12 protein-coding genes are annotated in these 15173 nt (G+C 72.0%); 8 read left to right on the forward strand and 4 right to left on the reverse strand.

The features are described 5' to 3' along the window. Window positions 1–131 precede the first annotated feature (131 nt). Both IE109_RS21310 and IE109_RS21315 read right to left on the reverse strand, forming a co-directional pair. Complete coding sequence (locus IE109_RS21310; protein WP_189552577.1) at window positions 132–440, reverse strand: STAS domain-containing protein; 309 nt, start codon at window positions 438–440, stop codon at window positions 132–134. Beyond that, window positions 440–4597 (reverse strand): SpoIIE family protein phosphatase, encoded by a 4158-nt coding sequence (locus IE109_RS21315; RefSeq protein WP_189552579.1) that lies wholly within the window; start codon window positions 4595–4597, stop codon window positions 440–442. The genes IE109_RS21310 and IE109_RS21315 overlap by 1 nt, the downstream gene beginning before the upstream one ends. 254 nt (window positions 4598–4851) lie before the next feature. Here IE109_RS21315 and IE109_RS21320 point away from each other — a divergent pair, with 254 nt between their 5' ends. Then, window positions 4852–5229 (forward strand): STAS domain-containing protein, encoded by a 378-nt coding sequence (locus IE109_RS21320; protein WP_189552581.1) that lies wholly within the window; start codon window positions 4852–4854, stop codon window positions 5227–5229. Window positions 5230–5745: 516 nt separating this feature from the next. Here IE109_RS21320 and IE109_RS21325 read toward each other — a convergent pair. Both IE109_RS21325 and IE109_RS21330 read right to left on the reverse strand, forming a co-directional pair. Beyond that, window positions 5746–6990, reverse strand: coding sequence for a cation:proton antiporter (locus IE109_RS21325; RefSeq protein ID WP_189552582.1), 1245 nt, complete (start codon window positions 6988–6990; stop codon window positions 5746–5748). A gap of 6 nt (window positions 6991–6996) precedes the next feature. After that, on the reverse strand, window positions 6997–7482 hold the full coding sequence (locus IE109_RS21330) for a cation:proton antiporter regulatory subunit (protein WP_189552584.1): 486 nt from the start codon (window positions 7480–7482) through the stop codon (window positions 6997–6999). A gap of 383 nt (window positions 7483–7865) precedes the next feature. On the opposite strand from IE109_RS21330, the gene IE109_RS21335 reads away from it, so the two are divergent. The 7 genes from IE109_RS21335 to IE109_RS21365 all read left to right on the forward strand — a co-directional run bounded on the left by IE109_RS21335 (window position 7866) and on the right by IE109_RS21365 (window position 15052). Continuing rightward, entirely contained in the window at window positions 7866–8735 is an 870-nt protein-coding gene (locus IE109_RS21335; protein WP_189552696.1) for an MEDS domain-containing protein, read from the forward strand. Beyond that, window positions 8732–9685, forward strand: coding sequence for an anti-sigma factor RsbA family regulatory protein (locus IE109_RS21340; protein ID WP_189552586.1), 954 nt, complete (start codon window positions 8732–8734; stop codon window positions 9683–9685). Before IE109_RS21335 ends, IE109_RS21340 begins: the two co-directional genes overlap by 4 nt. 207 nt (window positions 9686–9892) lie before the next feature. After that, the gene (locus IE109_RS21345; protein ID WP_189552588.1) at window positions 9893–10153 is read left to right on the forward strand and encodes a GlsB/YeaQ/YmgE family stress response membrane protein; all 261 of its coding nucleotides are present in this window, start codon (window positions 9893–9895) and stop codon (window positions 10151–10153) included. A gap of 1055 nt (window positions 10154–11208) precedes the next feature. Further along, on the forward strand, window positions 11209–11895 hold the full coding sequence (gene uppS, locus IE109_RS21350) for a polyprenyl diphosphate synthase (protein ID WP_229891408.1): 687 nt from the start codon (window positions 11209–11211) through the stop codon (window positions 11893–11895). After that, window positions 11892–13361: an oxygenase MpaB family protein gene (locus IE109_RS21355; protein WP_189552592.1), complete on the forward strand. Its 1470-nt coding sequence runs from the start codon at window positions 11892–11894 to the stop codon at window positions 13359–13361. Before uppS ends, IE109_RS21355 begins: the two co-directional genes overlap by 4 nt. A 541-nt stretch (window positions 13362–13902) precedes the next feature. Further along, the gene (locus IE109_RS21360) at window positions 13903–14523 is read left to right on the forward strand and encodes a hypothetical protein (protein WP_189552593.1); all 621 of its coding nucleotides are present in this window, start codon (window positions 13903–13905) and stop codon (window positions 14521–14523) included. Window positions 14524–14707: 184 nt separating this feature from the next. Then, complete coding sequence (locus IE109_RS21365) at window positions 14708–15052, forward strand: winged helix DNA-binding protein (RefSeq protein WP_189552595.1); 345 nt, start codon at window positions 14708–14710, stop codon at window positions 15050–15052. Window positions 15053–15173: the final 121 nt, after the last annotated feature.

Raw genomic sequence — 15173 nt, forward strand, 5'->3', positions numbered from 1 at the left:
CAACGCGGCGTGCTGAGGCACGCCGCACCAACCATCTTCCCGAACCCGACCACGTCACCCCTGCTACAGGGGCCCGGCCGCGGGCGAGGAACTCCCCGCCGGGCCCGGTCCCATCGCGTTCCGTGCGGCGGCTAGGAGGTGGGCCGACCGTCGTCGAGGCCGTGGACGGTGGCCAGGTCCGCCAGCCCGGAGACCGTCAGAACCGGCGCCAGCAGGGGCGTGGCGATCAACGTCAGGCGGTCGGCGTGGGCGAACAGCACGCTCAGCCCGGCGCTGTCGAGGTAGCCGACGGCGGTCAGGTCCAGTACCAGGGGACCAGGCGTCGCGTTCAGGGCATCGGCGAGGGACCCGGCGTTGCTCATGTCGATCTCCCCGGTGACGGCGAGATGCGGGGTGCCGTCGGGGCGCCGGCCGGGGACGAGGGTGAGAGGCGTGGTCATCAGGCGATCCTCGTGTGCATGTCGACGATGGTCCCGGCGGAGCCGGGGGTGATGGTGACCTGCTGCATCAGGGAACGCATAAGGGTGACGCCGCGGCCCCGGTGGGAGTTGAGCTCCGGCTGGGGCGTCTTCCACCGGCCGCTGTCGGTGACGGTGAGGCGCAGGTCGTGGACGAACGCTTCGGCGCGCAGCCGCACGGTGTCGCCGGGAGCGTCACGGTGGCCGTGTTCGATGGCGTTGGCGCACGCCTCCCCTGCGGCGACCAGGATGTTCTGGACCGTGTTCGGGGGCAGGTCGCACTGGTCCAGCCAGCTGCGCAGCGCGTTGCGCACCGGGGCGAGCTGGGAGGACTCGGCGGGGAAGGACATCTCCAGGGGCGCCGGGTGGCGGTAGAGGAGCAGGGCCACGTCGTCGTCGTAGCCGTCAGTGGGAGCCAGGCGGGTCATGACCTCGGTGGCCAGGTCGTCCACCGCGACGTCGCGACCGTCCTTGACGGCCGCGGCGGCCAGGTCGATGCCCACCGTCAGCGGTCGCCGGCGCCGCTCCACCAGGCCGTCGGTGTACAGCAGCAGGGTGCCGCGCCCCGGCATGACGCACTCGGCTTCCGGACGCGTCCTGCCCGGGCGCACCGCGAGGGGAGTGGAGCGTCCGTCCTCCAGCAGCCGGGTGGTGCCGTCCGGGTGGGTGAGGATGCCGGGCGGATGCCCGGCGCTTGAGTACGTCAGGCGGCCGTTGCCCGGGTCGAGGACGCCGCAGAACACGGTGGTGCACAGGGCACCGGGGACGGTCGCGGCGAAGTGGTCGAGGGCCATGAGCGCCTGGGCGGGGTTGGCGTCCTGCAACAGCAGCGCTCGGCACGCGCTGCGCAACTGGCCCATGACGGCCGCGGCCTCCAGGCCGCGGCCGACGCAGTCACCGACGACGATGCCGATGCGGCCGTCGGGCAGCGAGATGGTGTCGTACCAGTCTCCGCCGACCTCCAGCGGCCGGGTCGCGGGCTCGTAGCGGACGGCGAACCCGTCGGGCAGGTTGGACGGGCCCAGGATGGCGCGCTGGAGCGCGATGGCGGTCTCCCGCTGCTGGTCGATCTGGTGGGCGCGGGTCAGGCCCTGCGCGAGATGACCGGCCAGCAGGGAGAGCAGCAGCTGGTCCTGCTCGGTGAAGGGCCGGTGTTCGCCCAGGTCGATCCACACGACCATCGGCCCGCTGGGGTGCTCGATGACGATGCCGGCACCCGTGCGGTCGGGCACCGGGGTGAGGAGGGGACGCTCGCGGATGTCGGTGATCGCACGCCGGTGGTCCTCGGGCAGTTCGTGCCAGGTCGCGTCGTCGGTGCCCGTGACGATCGGTTCGCCGCCACCCGGGAAGACCGCGGCGAGGGCGCTCCGGGCGCGCCACAGGGTCTTCAGCTCGCGCAGGGCGCCGGAGAGCGCCTCGGGGAGGCTGGAGGCCCGCGACAGGAGTGTGCTCAGGGAGGCCAGGGCGCTCTCGCGCTGGATGGCGTAGTGCTCGGCGGTCACGTCGCGGAAGGTGCCGACGGTCACGCGGCGCCCCGAGTCGGGGTCCTGAGCCTGGGCGAAGTTGGCGGTCACCCAGATCCGGTGCCCGTCGCGGTGGGTGACGGGGATGGTGTACGAGCCCTGCGGTACGCCCAGGAGCTGGTCGAATGCCTTTCCCACCTGACGGTACGCCTCGGGGTCCCTCTCCGCGTCCGGCCACCACGGGTGGATCGGCTCGTAGGGCAGGCTCTCGGGGCCGTAACCGAGGATGTCGGTGAACGCGGTGTTGATCTCGATGACGGCGCCCTGCTCGTCGCAGACGAAGAACGCCTCCTGGAGGGAGTGCACCAGCGCGGTACGCCAGCGCGCTTGGTGCGTACGCAGCCGGGCGAGCTTCACGTTCGTCTCGACCCGGGCGAGGAGTTCGGCCGCGGCGAACGGCTTGACCAGGTAGTCGTCGGCCCCGGCCCGGAGCCCCTCGATGGAGGCTTCCTGCCCGGCCCGGGCGGACAGCAGCAGCACGGGCAGCAGCGCGGTGCGGGCGTCGCCGCGCAGCTCGGCGACGAGTTGCAGGCCGTCCAGGCGGGGCATCATGACGTCACTGACGACGAGGTCGGGGACCTCCCGGCGCACGGCCTCCAGCGCCTCCCTCCCGTCGTTGACGGTCCGTACCTGGTAGCCCGCGCCGGTCAGGAGGCGGGTGAGGTACTCCCGCATGTCCGCGTTGTCGTCGGCGACCAGCACCCGCGCCGGGGCGAGGGACGCCGAGGCGTGAGCGGTCACCGCCTCCTGCGTGAGCACCTGCGCCGGGTAGTCCTCCGTGGTGTCGCCGGGCAGCCAGCGCAGGGCCTCCTGCACATAGGGGTCGGCGCCTGCCAGTGCGGCGGCGGAGCCCGACGCGGGGACGAGGCAGTCGGCGGGCAAGTGGCCGGTGCCGAAGGGCAGGCGGATGGTGAAACAGGTGCCCCGGCCCTCGGCCGAGCGGGCGGTGATCGTGCCTCCGTGCAGCCCGATCAGTTCCCGGACCAGAGCCAGGCCGATGCCGCTGCCCTCGTTGGAGCGGGACCGGGCGTTCTCGATGCGGTGGAACCGCTCGAACAGCCGGGGCAACTCGGCTTCCGGAACGCCGATGCCGGTGTCCTCGACGGTGACGACCGCCTGGCCCTCCTCCTCGCGCACGGTGACGGCGATGGAGCCGTCGAAGGTGAACTTCAGAGCGTTGCTCAGGAGGTTGAGGATCACCTTCTCCCACATGTCACGGTCGATGTGCACCGGCTGCCCCAGGGGGACGCAGTCGACGCGGAAGTCGAGGCCGGCCTTGTCGATGGCGGAGCGGAACACACTGGCCAGTTCCCCCGTCACCGCGGCCAGGTCGGCGGGCTCGTAGCCCGCCCGCATGCGGCCGGCCTCGATGCGGGAGAAGTCGAGCAGGGTGTTCACGAGCTTGCTGAGACGCAGCCCGTTGCGGTGGATGATGTCAAGGTCGCGCAGGGCCGGTTCGTCGTCGGCCAGGCGGCTGCGCAGTTCCTGCACCGGTCCCATGATCAGCGTGAGGGGGGTGCGGAACTCATGACTGATGTTGGAGAAGAACGTGGTCTTGGCCCGGTCGAGCTCGGCGAGCTCCTCCGCCCGCTGTTGCTGACTCTGGTAGCTGCGGGCGCTGCCGATCCCCGAGGCGAGGTGCCCGGCGATGAGTTCGACGAAGCCGCGGTAGCCCTCGTCCAGGGTCCGGTAGCGGTTCAGGGCGGCGACCAGGAACCCGAAGGGCGAGTTGCCCTGCTGCAGGAGTGGCACGACCAGCGCCTGCACGGGGGGCTGCTCCCAGGCTCCGGTCGGAAGACCGGTGAAAGGGGCGCCCCGGAGGTCGATCAGTGCCGACTCACCGCGAGCCAGGGCCGCCGCCGGCCACAGGGCGTCCTGGGCGTCGGCGGGCACGGTGCCGACCGCGGCCGGATGGTCGGTGGAGAGCCCGGTGGCCGCCGCCAGCCGGGCGGAACCGTCGTCGTCGTACAGGTAGGTGAGGGTGAAGGGCAGGTCCTGCCGGTTCCCCGCGAGCTGCTGGCCGGCGAAGTCCAGCACTTCCTGCTCGGTGCGGATGACGCTGGGGTCGGAACCGAGATCACGCAGGGTCGCCATCCGGCGCTCGCCGATCACCCGCTCGGTGTCCTCACTGACCACGCAGAGCATGCCGACCACGGCACCGTCGTCGTCGCGCAGCGGACTGTAGGAGAAGGTGTGGTAGCTCTCCTCGGTGTAGCCGGAGCGCTCGAGGAACAGCAGCAGTGCCTCGTCCCAGGTCGCTTCCCCGCTGGTGAGGACGGTGTCGATACGCGGGCCGATGTCGTCCCAGATCTCGGCCCACACCTCGCCGGCCGGGCGGCCCAGCGCCCAGGGGTACTTGCGTCCCAGGGTGTCGCGGCGGTAAGCGGCGTTGCAGAAGAACGTCAGCTCCGGCCCCCACGCCATCCACATCGGGAACCTCGAGGACAGCAGGATGTTCACCGCGGTCCGCAAGCTCTGCGGCCAGTCCTCCGGCGGCCCCAGGGGTGTCGCCGCCCAGTCCACGACCGTCAGGTCCCCGCCGACCTCGGAGTCGGCCGCGAACACCTCGCCGGCCGCCGCCGGGAACTCGTGCCCAGCGTCTTCCGAGCGTGCCACGCCACACCTTCCTGTCCACTCCGGTCACTGCTTCGTCCGCGAGCCGATGCGACTTCGTACAATAGGCCAACGGTCCGGGCACCCGTCCCGGCCCGGCATCGGAGCGCTACCGCACACAGGGGCGACGGCGGGCGTCGGCGGAGGCACACTTCCCACCCTCCCCCGTCCGGCCTGTCGCATGCCCTGCTTCACGGTCCCTGCCCCGTATCCGCATCCGTATCCGCATTCCGCATCCGCCGCACAGGAGACGAACGGTGACCGAGATCGAGCGCACTCTCACCATCACGCAGCAGTCCGACGCCGACGGGCCGGTCCGGCTTCGCGTGGCGGGAGAACTGGACCACCACACCGCCCACCGGCTCCGCGAGACGTTCACGTCCGTACCCTTCGCCACGAGCGGTGGTGTGATCGTCGACCTGTCGGGCCTGGACTACTGCGATTCCACCGGTCTCACGGCGCTCATCACCGGCCATCACCAAGCGAAGAGCGCGGGCTCCACGCTGAGCATCGCCGGCTTGAGGCCGCACCTGGAGCGGGTCTTCCGGATCGCGGGAATCGACCAGGTCATCCCGCTGCTCCCCACACCCGAGAGGCCCTCGGGCGAGCCCGCGATCCCATCGGACCCTCGGTGAACCCCGTCGGCGGCACCGGTGAACCGGGATGATCGGTCGGCCCGCCCGACCCCCGGCGGCCCCCGTGGCACCCGGGACCACGGTCCACACCCACGTCGACGAGCCGGACGGCCTCCCCGACACCAGGGGCCGGCGGTGGGGCCGGGGGGCACGCCCGGTCACCGGCTCGTGATCGTCCACCGCCGTCGCCCCCGGACGGCCGGCGGGTGCGCGCGGACGGGAAGGTCCCGGGGCCCGCGCACAGCCTGACGGACGTGGTGGAGTTCCTCGGCCGGGCGGTACGTGAGGTGCCGGCGTACGAGGGCGGCACGCTCCCCGCTGACCGAGCGGAGGGGCGGTGGCCCGGCGGCCCCTACGGGTGGGTCCGGGTCCAGGTCCAGCCGCCCCGGTGAGCGCACCCCGGCCCCGCCGGTCGGCCGGGTGTGGACGACACATCGACCTGGCGATCGACGAGCCCGGGGGGCCTCGGCTTCCGGCCACGCCGTCCGTGCTGGTGAGCGCCCCCGTCGTCCTCGTTCACGCGCGGCCGGCCGGGTCCTGATCCGGGACGGCCTCTCGCCGCTCGGCCGGGGACTGCTTCGCGGCCGAGCGCTGTTCGTCACGGCTGTGGCGCTTGGTGATCCAAGCCACCACGGGTTCGGTGTAGCGGGCGGTCAAGGGCCCGATCACCACCAGGATCAGCACGTACGCGGTGGCCAGCGGGCCCAGCGCCGGTTCGATACCTGCGGTGACGGCGAGGCCGGCGATGACGATGGAGAACTCGCCACGGGCCACCAGCGTCCCGCCGGCGCGCCAGCGTCCCTTGACACCGACGCCGGCGCGCTTCGCGGCCCAGTAGCCGGTGGCGATCTTCGTCAGGGCGGTGACGACGGCCAGCGCGAGGGCGGGCAGCAGCACGGGCGGGATGCTGGCCGGGTCGGTGTGCAGGCCGAAGAAGACGAAGAACACCGCGGCGAACAGGTCCCGCAGCGGGCTCAGCAGTGTGTGGGTGCCCTCGGCGACCTCGCCGGAGAGAGCGATGCCGACCAGGAAGGCGCCGACGGCCGCGGAGACCTGGAGCTGCTGGGCGATGCCCGCCACCAGCAGGGTCAGGCCGAGGACCACGAGAAGAAGCTTCTCGGGATCGTCGCTGGAGACGAAGCGGGAGATCAGCCGTCCGTAGCGGACGGCGACGAACAGCACCGCACCGGCGACGCCGAGCGCGATGGCCAGGGTGGCGCTGCCGGCCGCCAGGCTCACGCCGGCCAGCAGGGCGGTGACGATCGGCAGGTAGACGGCCATGGCGAGGTCTTCGAGGACCAGGATGCTGAGGATGACCGGGGTCTCGCGGTTGCCCAGGCGGCCCAGGTCGCCCATCACCTTGGCGATGACGCCGGACGAGGAGATCCAGGTGACGCCGGCGAGGACGACGGCGGCGACCGGGCCCCAGCCCATCAGCAGCGCGGCGGCGGCGCCCGGCAGGGCGTTCAGCGTGAAGTCGACCAGGCCGGCCGGATACTGGGTCTTGAGGTTGGAGACGAGGTCGCTGGCGGTGTACTCCAGCCCGAGCATCAGCAGGAGGAGGATGACACCGATCTCCGCGCCGATGGCGACGAACTCCTCGCTCGCGCCCAGCGGGAGCAGGCCGCCCGTGCCGAATGCGAGGCCGGCCAGCAGGTACAGCGGGATCGGGGAGAACTGGAGCCGGCCCGCGACCCGGCCGAGCAGGCCGAGACCGAGGATGATCGCGCCGAATTCGATCAGGAAGACCGCGGAGTGCACGGGCGATCACTCCCGTCCGAGTATCGCGGCGGCCGCGTCGACGCCCTCGCGGGTGCCGATCACGATGAGGGTGTCCCCGCCGGCGAGCCGGAAGTCGGGCGCGGGGGAGGGACGGGCCTCGGCCCGGCGCAGGACAGCGACCACCGACACACCGGTCTCGGTGCGCATCCGGGTCTCACCCAGCACCCGGCCGTTCCAGTACGAATGCGCGGACAGCTCGATCCGCTCGGCGACCAGGCCCAGTTCGGTGGTGTGGAGCAGGCTCGGACTGTGGTGGTCGGGCATCAGCGCGTCGATCAGCGAGGTCGTCTCGGCTCCCGTCAGGTGCAGCGACTGCGCGCAGGCATCGGGGTCGTCGGCCCGGTAGACGTTCACCGTCCTTGTCCCGTCCCGATGGGCGATCACCGACAGGTGCCGGTGTTCGCGGGTGGTGAGGTCGTACTGGACCCCTATACCGGGCAGCGGTGTCGTACGCATCCGTGGAGCAGGCACAGCCCACCCTCCTCTGTTCGGTCTTTGCGACGGCGGCGAAGTGCGGCGGGACCGGGCAGGTGACCCGGTGCGGCAAGGGATCATGTTGCCAGGTGTGACGGAGGGCCGGGCTACGGGTGCCGGGCACGGAAACCGGCGGTGCGGCGGGACGCCTGCCGTACGCCCACCGGCTCGGCTCGGCCGCCGCGCCCGGGACGGGGGAGGCTCCCCGTGTCCGGCCGCCCGCGCGCCTGCCGAGCAGGCCGTCACCGCCGCGCGGCACGGTCCCCGTGCGCGTCACGGCGGCGTCGGCGTCCAGCCGGACGCTGCGAGCAACGGTCCGGCTTGTACGCTGGCGGGGCGACGTGCGCCCGCGGGGTCACGGGAAAGGGTGGGTGGTCACGATGCGGGTGCCCGCTGCTGAGGGCATGGAGTCGGCCGCCGACAGGCATACGGCCGCTATTTTTTCCACCGACGCCGAGTGGGCCGACCACCTCGTGGCTTTCGTTCGCGCGGGGCTGGAGCACGGCGAACAGGTTCAGTATTTCGCGGACGCTACCGAGCCCGGCCAGGTCATGCGCACACTCACGGATCGGGGCGTCGACGCGGCGTCCGCCGTGCGGCGCGGACAGTTCGTGGTGACCACCGCCGCCGAGACGTACCTGACCGGCGGCCGCTTCGATCCCGACGCCATGATCGAGCTGTGGCGGGTGGCTGTGGAATCGGCCGCGTCGCGGGGGCACCGGGCCCTGCGGGCCATCGGTGAGATGTCCTGGGCGGTCCGTGACATCGCCGGTGCCGATCGTCTGCTCGAGTACGAACTGCGCATTCACCAGGAAGTCTTCGAGCGCCTGCCCTTGACGGCATCCTGCTTCTACGACCAGCGCGTCGTGCCGCACGACGCACTCGAAGTGCTGGCGGGAGCACATCTGACGCGGGTCGGCGCGAGCAGCGCTGCCGGCCCTGCCCCGAGCGTTGCCGTCGCTCCTCTGTCCGACCGGCCCGGTTTGCGACTCTCCGGATCGGCCGGCTACGAGAGTCGTCGTACGGTGGAGTCCGCGGCAGCCGCCCTGGCCGGGTCCCCGACGGAACAGGTGACCCTGGACCTGTCGGCCCTCGATCACCTCGACGTCGCCGCACTGGCCGACATCGCCCAGGCCGCGATGCGGCGGCTTCCCGCACGTGTCCACGTCCTCGGAGCGCCGCCCGCGCTGACCCGGATGCTGCACTTCTTTCCCGAACTGGCATCGGGCCTGGAGGTGACCGGCCGATGACGGCAGCCACACACCTGCCCTCCCATCCGGAGCAGGGAGCGACCTTTCACCACCCGGCTCTCTTCTACACGACCGAAGAGGACTACCTGAACGGCGTGGGAGACTTCGTCCGCGCCGCGCTCCTGGAGGACCGGCCGGTACTCGTCGCTGTGCCGGATGAGCGTCTGCGGCTCCTGAAGGACAGCCTGGGGGCCGACCGGCCGGGCGTCACCTGGGTCGACATGCGGGACGCCGGCCGGAACCCCGGACGCATCCTGTCGATGTTGCAGGCGTTCGCCGACCGGAGTGGCGATCGGCATCCGTTCCTGGTGGGCGAGCCGATATGGGTGGGGCGCAGCGCCGCGGAGGTCCGTGAGGCCACCCGCCACGAGGCACTGATCAACCTCGCGTTCGCTCACCGCGACGCCACCATCCTGTGCCCGTACGACAGCGCGCTTCCGCGGCGGGTGCTGGCGCTGGCACACCGCACCCATCCGGTCATCGGCGGTCCCGGCGAGTACCGGCCCAGTCCGGCGAACCTGGACCCTCACGGCGTGTGCCGGGACTGCGACACGACGCTGCCCGAACCGGAGGACCCGGTCGTCCTGCGCTTCGCGGAGCACGACCTCGCCGTCGCCCGGGACACGGCCACGCACTGGGCCGAGGCGGCGGGACTGGCACCGGCCCGCCGCACCGACTGGCTCCTGGCCGTCAGCGAGGCGACCAGCAATTCGGTCCGGCACGGCGGCGGGGAGGGGACGCTACGACTGTGGCGTACGTCGGACACCCTGATCGCCGAAACCCGCGACCGCGGCAGGATGACCGACTTGCTCGTGGGCCGGCGGCGTCCCGATCCCTTCTCCGCGGCCGGCGGCCGGGGCGTGTGGATGATGCACCAGCTTTGCGACCTGGTGGAGACGCGCACGCTCCACTCGGGCTTCGTCGTACGCCTGCACATGACGCTGGAGTGATCCCTCCCCGGGCGGTGCCGTCCCCCGTCGAACGGGGCGGCGCGGCCTGCGAGCGTGGCGGCAGCGGCCGTCGACAGTGCTCACGCCGCCGGGACACTCCCGCTCCCGTCCGCGTGCTCGGCGCCCTCGTCATCTCCGACGCTTACCGGGTCGATGACGGGGCACGAGGAGGACACCGAAGGTCGGGGATCAACTGAGGGAGCTGCCTTGTCATTCCTGTGGGCCATCATCGCGGGACTCATCATCGGCCTGCTGGCCAAGCTCGTGCTGCCCGGACGCCAGCCCATTCCCCTGTGGCTGACCGTTCTGCTGGGTATCGTCGGCGCCGTCGGCGGCAACGCGCTCGCCACTGCCTTCGGTGTCCGTGACACCGGTGGCATCGACTGGATCCGCCACATCTTCCAGATCGGCATCGCCGCCGCCCTCATTGCCGTGGTCACTCCTCTGTGGGGCCGGCGACACGCCTGACACCTGAGCCCGACGTCTCCGCCGAAGCCCCGCCCGGCCCCGCCGCGCGGGGCTTCGGCGTGGGGAGAGCCCGGCGGGACCGCCGCCCGCCACGGCGCGGGCGGTAGCGCGAGGGCGAGGCGGTCGCTGCGGGCCCGGTGTCGGTGGTGGCGAGGCGTACCGCCCCGCCACCTGCCGGTGGCCGACCTCGACTCCGCCGTCGAGGAGGCGGTGGGCGCAGCCGCCGAGGTGGTGACACCCGAGGCGCGGACGCCACGGCAGGTCGGCGACGGACCGCGCTCGCAGCACGCCAGTTCGGATCGGCCCACTCTCCTACGTCCGAAACGGATGGCATAGGCGGTCGTCAGGCCAGCGCCGCCGGGACGTCTACCGCGCGGCCGGTCTCGGTCACGGCGTCGAGCGCGCGACCGTGCGTCGGCTCGACCGCCACGCACCGACCCCCGGACCCTCGTGCGGCCCTGACCACACACCTCGGACAGCGGGCGGCCGAGCGGACCACCGCTCGCCTGCCCCGCTGCTGTGCATGCGTCGACCAGCCGCGCGGGGCCGGGAGTGGCGGCCGAGGGCGCGTACCACCCGAGTCCGGACGGCGGGGGACGGCCGCTCGACCGGGGGTGGGCAGAGGCGGACGAGGTGGTCGATCGCGGTCACCGGAGGAACGCCGCCCGGTACGGACACGAGGGACTCGGACGTACGAGCTAAGGGTGATGGCCACCCGTATCAGCCGGTCAGGTTCCGCCGCGCTGTCAGACTCGAAAGAGACGCGCCGGTGGGGCGTGAGGCGAGGCGGGGGCGGCGAGACAGGGTGGGCGTGACCGAGCGCGGTGGACGGGTCGTGCCACTCCGGCGGGGCGGGGCCGGACGTGACTGACTACAGCGCCCCGCGGCCGCGCGCGACGACGAGGGACCAACCGGACGGGCGACAGTACGGCGACGGGTCCGGCGGGCAGCGACAGGGCGACGGGCCGGTCCGGGAACGGTGGAGCGGGGGGCCGGGCGAGCAGCGGCGCGGCGGTGAACCGGCGAACGCGCTGCCGTTGCACGTGGCCTGCGTGATGGACGGCAACGGTCGGTGGGCACAGCAGCGTTCGCTTCCCCGTACGGCGGGCCATCGGGCCGCCGAGACCACCGTCATCGATGTCATCGAGGCGGCCCGGACCGCCGGCGTCGGGTGGCTCAGTCTGTACGCCTTCTCCACTGAGAACTGGAGCCGCCCCGGCGCCGAGGTCGACTACTTGCTGCGCCTGGTCCGGCAGGTCGTGCGGAAGCATGCGACGCTGCTCCTCGCCCGCGGCATCCGCTGTCGCTTCCTTGGGGTCGCCGACCCGCGCATTCCCCCTGAACTGGCCCGCGACTTCGACGACCTGACCACGCTGACCGCCGACAACCGGGGGATGACGCTGACCGTCGCCTTCGACCACGGCGGGCGCCGGGACATCGTCGAGGCCGCAAGGTCGCTGATCCGCAGCGGGACGCCCGCCGACGAGGTGACCGAGCAGCTCTTCGCGGACCACCTGCCGTTCCCCGACACCCCCGACGTGGACCTGGTCATCCGCACCTCCGGCGAGCAGCGCATCTCCAACTTCATGCTCTGGCAGGTCGCCTACGCCGAGTGGGTCTTCCCCGAGGTGCTCTGGCCGGACTTCCGGGCCCCCGACTTCCTCGCCTGCCTGCACACCTACCGGTGCCGCGACCGCCGCTACGGCGGCGTGGCGCCTCGGACGGACGGAGACCCATCATGACGACCGGAAACACGGGAACGGCCGACGAGGCGCCCCTGTTCGGCCCGGAATCGCAGTTCCACACCTTCTTCGACGATCCGCGCTGGGCCCTGGCCATGATCCGCGCCACGGTGCTGGAAGCCGCTCACCCACAGATCGGCGCCGCCCTCCTCGACAACTCGACCTTCGTCGCCCACCCCTGGCGGCGGCTCCGCAACACCTTCCTCAGCATGCGGCGCATGTTCGGTGCCGACCCGGCGGTACGCGAACGCGAGGCCGCCCGGCTCAACCGGCTGCACGCCCGCATGAGCGGCTCCGATTCCCGTGGCCGTGCCTACGACGCGATGGACCGCGCGACCCGCGCCTGGGTGGTCGCCACCCTCTTCGAGAGCGCCGTCACCATGTGCCGGCTGAGCGGCCAGCCGCTCGACCAGGACACGATGGAGCGGATGTACGCGGAGTACCGGCAGTTCCTCGCCGCGCTCGACGGCGACGCCGGGGAACTCCCCGACGACCTGCACGACTTCTGGCGGTACTTCGACCGGGTCGTCGAGGACGAACTGGAGAACACGGAGGCGGCCCGCGTCATCCTCTACCGGCTCTTCGACCACCTGCCCGCCCCCGCGCTGCTCGACGGCGCACCAACGCTTTGGGCGGCCGGCCGGGCCGTCGCCGGTCCGCTCCTCGGCGCGATCACCGTCGCCTCGCTCCCCGAGCCGTACCGGCGCCGGGCCGGCCTGCCGGAGATGCCCGGCGCGCCGACCCTCATGCAGGGCGCCTACCTCGCCGCCGGGCTCACCCGTTTCCTGCCCGCAGGCTGGATCAACGCGGAGAGCATCATCGAAATCCTCTCGCTCGCGCCCGACAGCGACGACCCCCGCGCCCGGACCGTGGCCGCCCTGCACGCCCGCATGAAGCGGGCGTCGGCCCTGATCCGCCTCGTCACACCGCTGGGCGGCGACGCCGACCCCGGTCCCGGCCCGGCACCCTCGGCGGGCACAGGAGAGGGCCGGCGTTCGGCGGATGAGTTCTTCCGCCAGGTGCTGGACCAGACCGGTGACGGCCACCTCGACTGGCCCGACCTCGCCGCCATGGCCCGCGAACTCTCCACCCGCCTCGACCTGGACGAACCCGAGGAGACCCGTCTCTATGACGCCTTCGCGGCCTGGTGGCGAGAGCTCCAGGCCGCCCTCGACACGGACGGCGACGGCCGCGTCAGCGCCGCCGAGTACGCCGCCGCCGTCCCCTCCCTGGCCGGACCCGCGCTCATCCGCGTCGCCGAGGTACTCTTCGACGCCACCGACAAGGACGGCAGCGGGACCATCGACGCGGACGAGTACCGAGCTCTCTTCCGCACCGCCTTCCACCGCGACCTGACCGCCACCGACGGCGCCTACGGCCGGAGCGTCTTCGTGGGCGAATTCCTCTCCTTCATGTCGGGCCGGCGTACGAGCGCCCCGTACGACCCCCTCCTCGCCGACGCCTAGGACTTGTCCGGAAGCGGCTGTGGCGTCGGGACCGTGCGCGGACCGGCCGCGAGGGCCCGCCGCCGCTTCTGGGCGCCGCGCCCGTACCTCGGTGTGCCAGGGGTGGCAGGTTGTGCGCCATATGGGTTCCCCCTCCGTGCACGGCCGGGGCGCGCCCACACCGCAGGACACAAGGGTCGATGCCCGGGCGGCGGAGCAGGACTGATCACCCTGCCTGCAGGACGGACCCCGGGTTCATAGCCGCCACGCACTGCGCCGCCAGGTCGGTCGGGTAGTGGAGCGGGTGGAACAGCACAACGGCTTCCGCGGCGGCGCCCGATGCGTTCCGAGCGCATACCGGGGCTCTCCGTGAGGTGACCCGCGGCGTCCCATACGACCAGCTCGCCGTCCGGCTCGTTCGCATCCGGTCGTCCTCCACCGGGCTGTAGAGGGGGTGCCGGGGCACTGGGATACTGCCGGGTCGGCAACCGTCGGCTACTTGCCCCTTCAGGAAGGCCCTTTGCGGTCCTGCCCTGATGCATTCACGCTGAGGTGTACGGTCTTGCGCAATTCCGCTCCCTTTCTGATATGGCTGCGCGCGCTGCGTGCCGCTCTCGTCCTGGCCACGGCCGTGGGCGTCCTGGCGGGCGCGGTCCTCGCTGCGGGCCTGGCGCTGGATCCTGACGTGAGCGCAGGGGAGTCCCTCGGACCCTTCGGCTTCATGCTCGCCTGCGCCCTCTTGCTGATCCCGGTCCCGCTCGCCACGGCTCACCTGCTGTCCTCGAAGCTCACGGCCCGCCGTGTCGGCAGGCCCATGACCCCTGACATGACCGAAGGCCACCATCGGTTCGAGATCGCTGGGATCAACCCGTACGGCTTCACCGCTGGTGATCTCGCCGATCGTTTCACCGCCGGGCTGAAAGGGCGCGCAAAGCTGTCCGCTGCGCCGCACACGTACACCTGCATCGGCCGTGCCGACGTGGTCATCCTTGTCGTAGCCGACGTCACTCTCCACGAGCGTGAGTTCACGGTGTACTGCTCCGTGATGCCACGAAGCCGGTGGCGCAGGCGGATCAATGGTGTCGATGCCTGGGAGGTGTCGCAACAGGTCCGGTCCCAGGCCGAAGACGTCGTTGCGCGACAGGCCGGCCGCCGGGCAGGGCCTTCAGCCTGCGCCGTATGACCATCTCCGGCCCCGGCCCGCGCTACCGCGGGCCAGGGCCGGCCCGGCGGCGGTCGCCCCGGCCGGGAACCGGTGCAGCCACCGCCCGCCCGCCGGGCTACCGCCCGTTCGCGGATGCGGCAGCAGCAGGCCGTCGTCGGTCCTCGCTTGACCTCGACCCGGCTTGAGGTTGAATCCTGTGCACATGGCTGCAGAAAAGACGGACCGCATCGCTTCCATACGCCGCCAACTCTCGTCACTGGGCCTCACCCAGCCGCAGTACTGGATCCTTCGCTACCTGGCCCCGAACGATCTGGGAGCCGATGCCTCCGACCGTACCCTCCAGGAACTGAGCGACCTTCTTCAGCAGTACGTTCTCCCGGGCGACGACCTCCAAGCCGAGGCGGATGCCCTCCTTGCCGACGGCCTGATCAGCCGGTCCTCCGACACCCGCTTGTACATCACCCCCGCAGGCCAGGCGGCCCACGCTCGGGTCAAAGGGAGCATCCCGGCCATACGGACCCTGCTGAACGAGACATCGCTGTCGTGACCTGACCGTCGTGGCCGCTGTCCTCCGAAGCCCACGCCCTGAGGTGACCTCGGCGGTGCACTGCGCGCGGTGCCCGCCGTGCCGACTGCTTCGCGACCACGCTGGCGCGGAAGTCCGGGGC

This window comes from Streptomyces lavendofoliae, from assembly GCF_014649735.1.
GTDB classification, from domain to species: Bacteria; Actinomycetota; Actinomycetes; order Streptomycetales; family Streptomycetaceae; genus Streptomyces; species Streptomyces lavendofoliae.

Excerpts from the sequence above, each read along its gene's own strand:
- IE109_RS21310 (WP_189552577.1), bottom strand. The coding sequence starts at position 440 with ATGACCACGCCTCTCACCCTCGTCCCCGGCCGGCGCCCCGACGGCACC.
- IE109_RS21335 (WP_189552696.1), top strand. The coding sequence starts at position 7,866 with ATGCGGGTGCCCGCTGCTGAGGGCATGGAGTCGGCCGCCGACAGGCAT.
- IE109_RS21340 (WP_189552586.1), top strand. The coding sequence starts at position 8,732 with ATGACGGCAGCCACACACCTGCCCTCCCATCCGGAGCAGGGAGCGACC.
- uppS (WP_229891408.1), top strand. The coding sequence starts at position 11,209 with ATGGACGGCAACGGTCGGTGGGCACAGCAGCGTTCGCTTCCCCGTACG.
- IE109_RS21355 (WP_189552592.1), top strand. The coding sequence starts at position 11,892 with ATGACGACCGGAAACACGGGAACGGCCGACGAGGCGCCCCTGTTCGGC.
- IE109_RS21365 (WP_189552595.1), top strand. The coding sequence starts at position 14,708 with ATGGCTGCAGAAAAGACGGACCGCATCGCTTCCATACGCCGCCAACTC.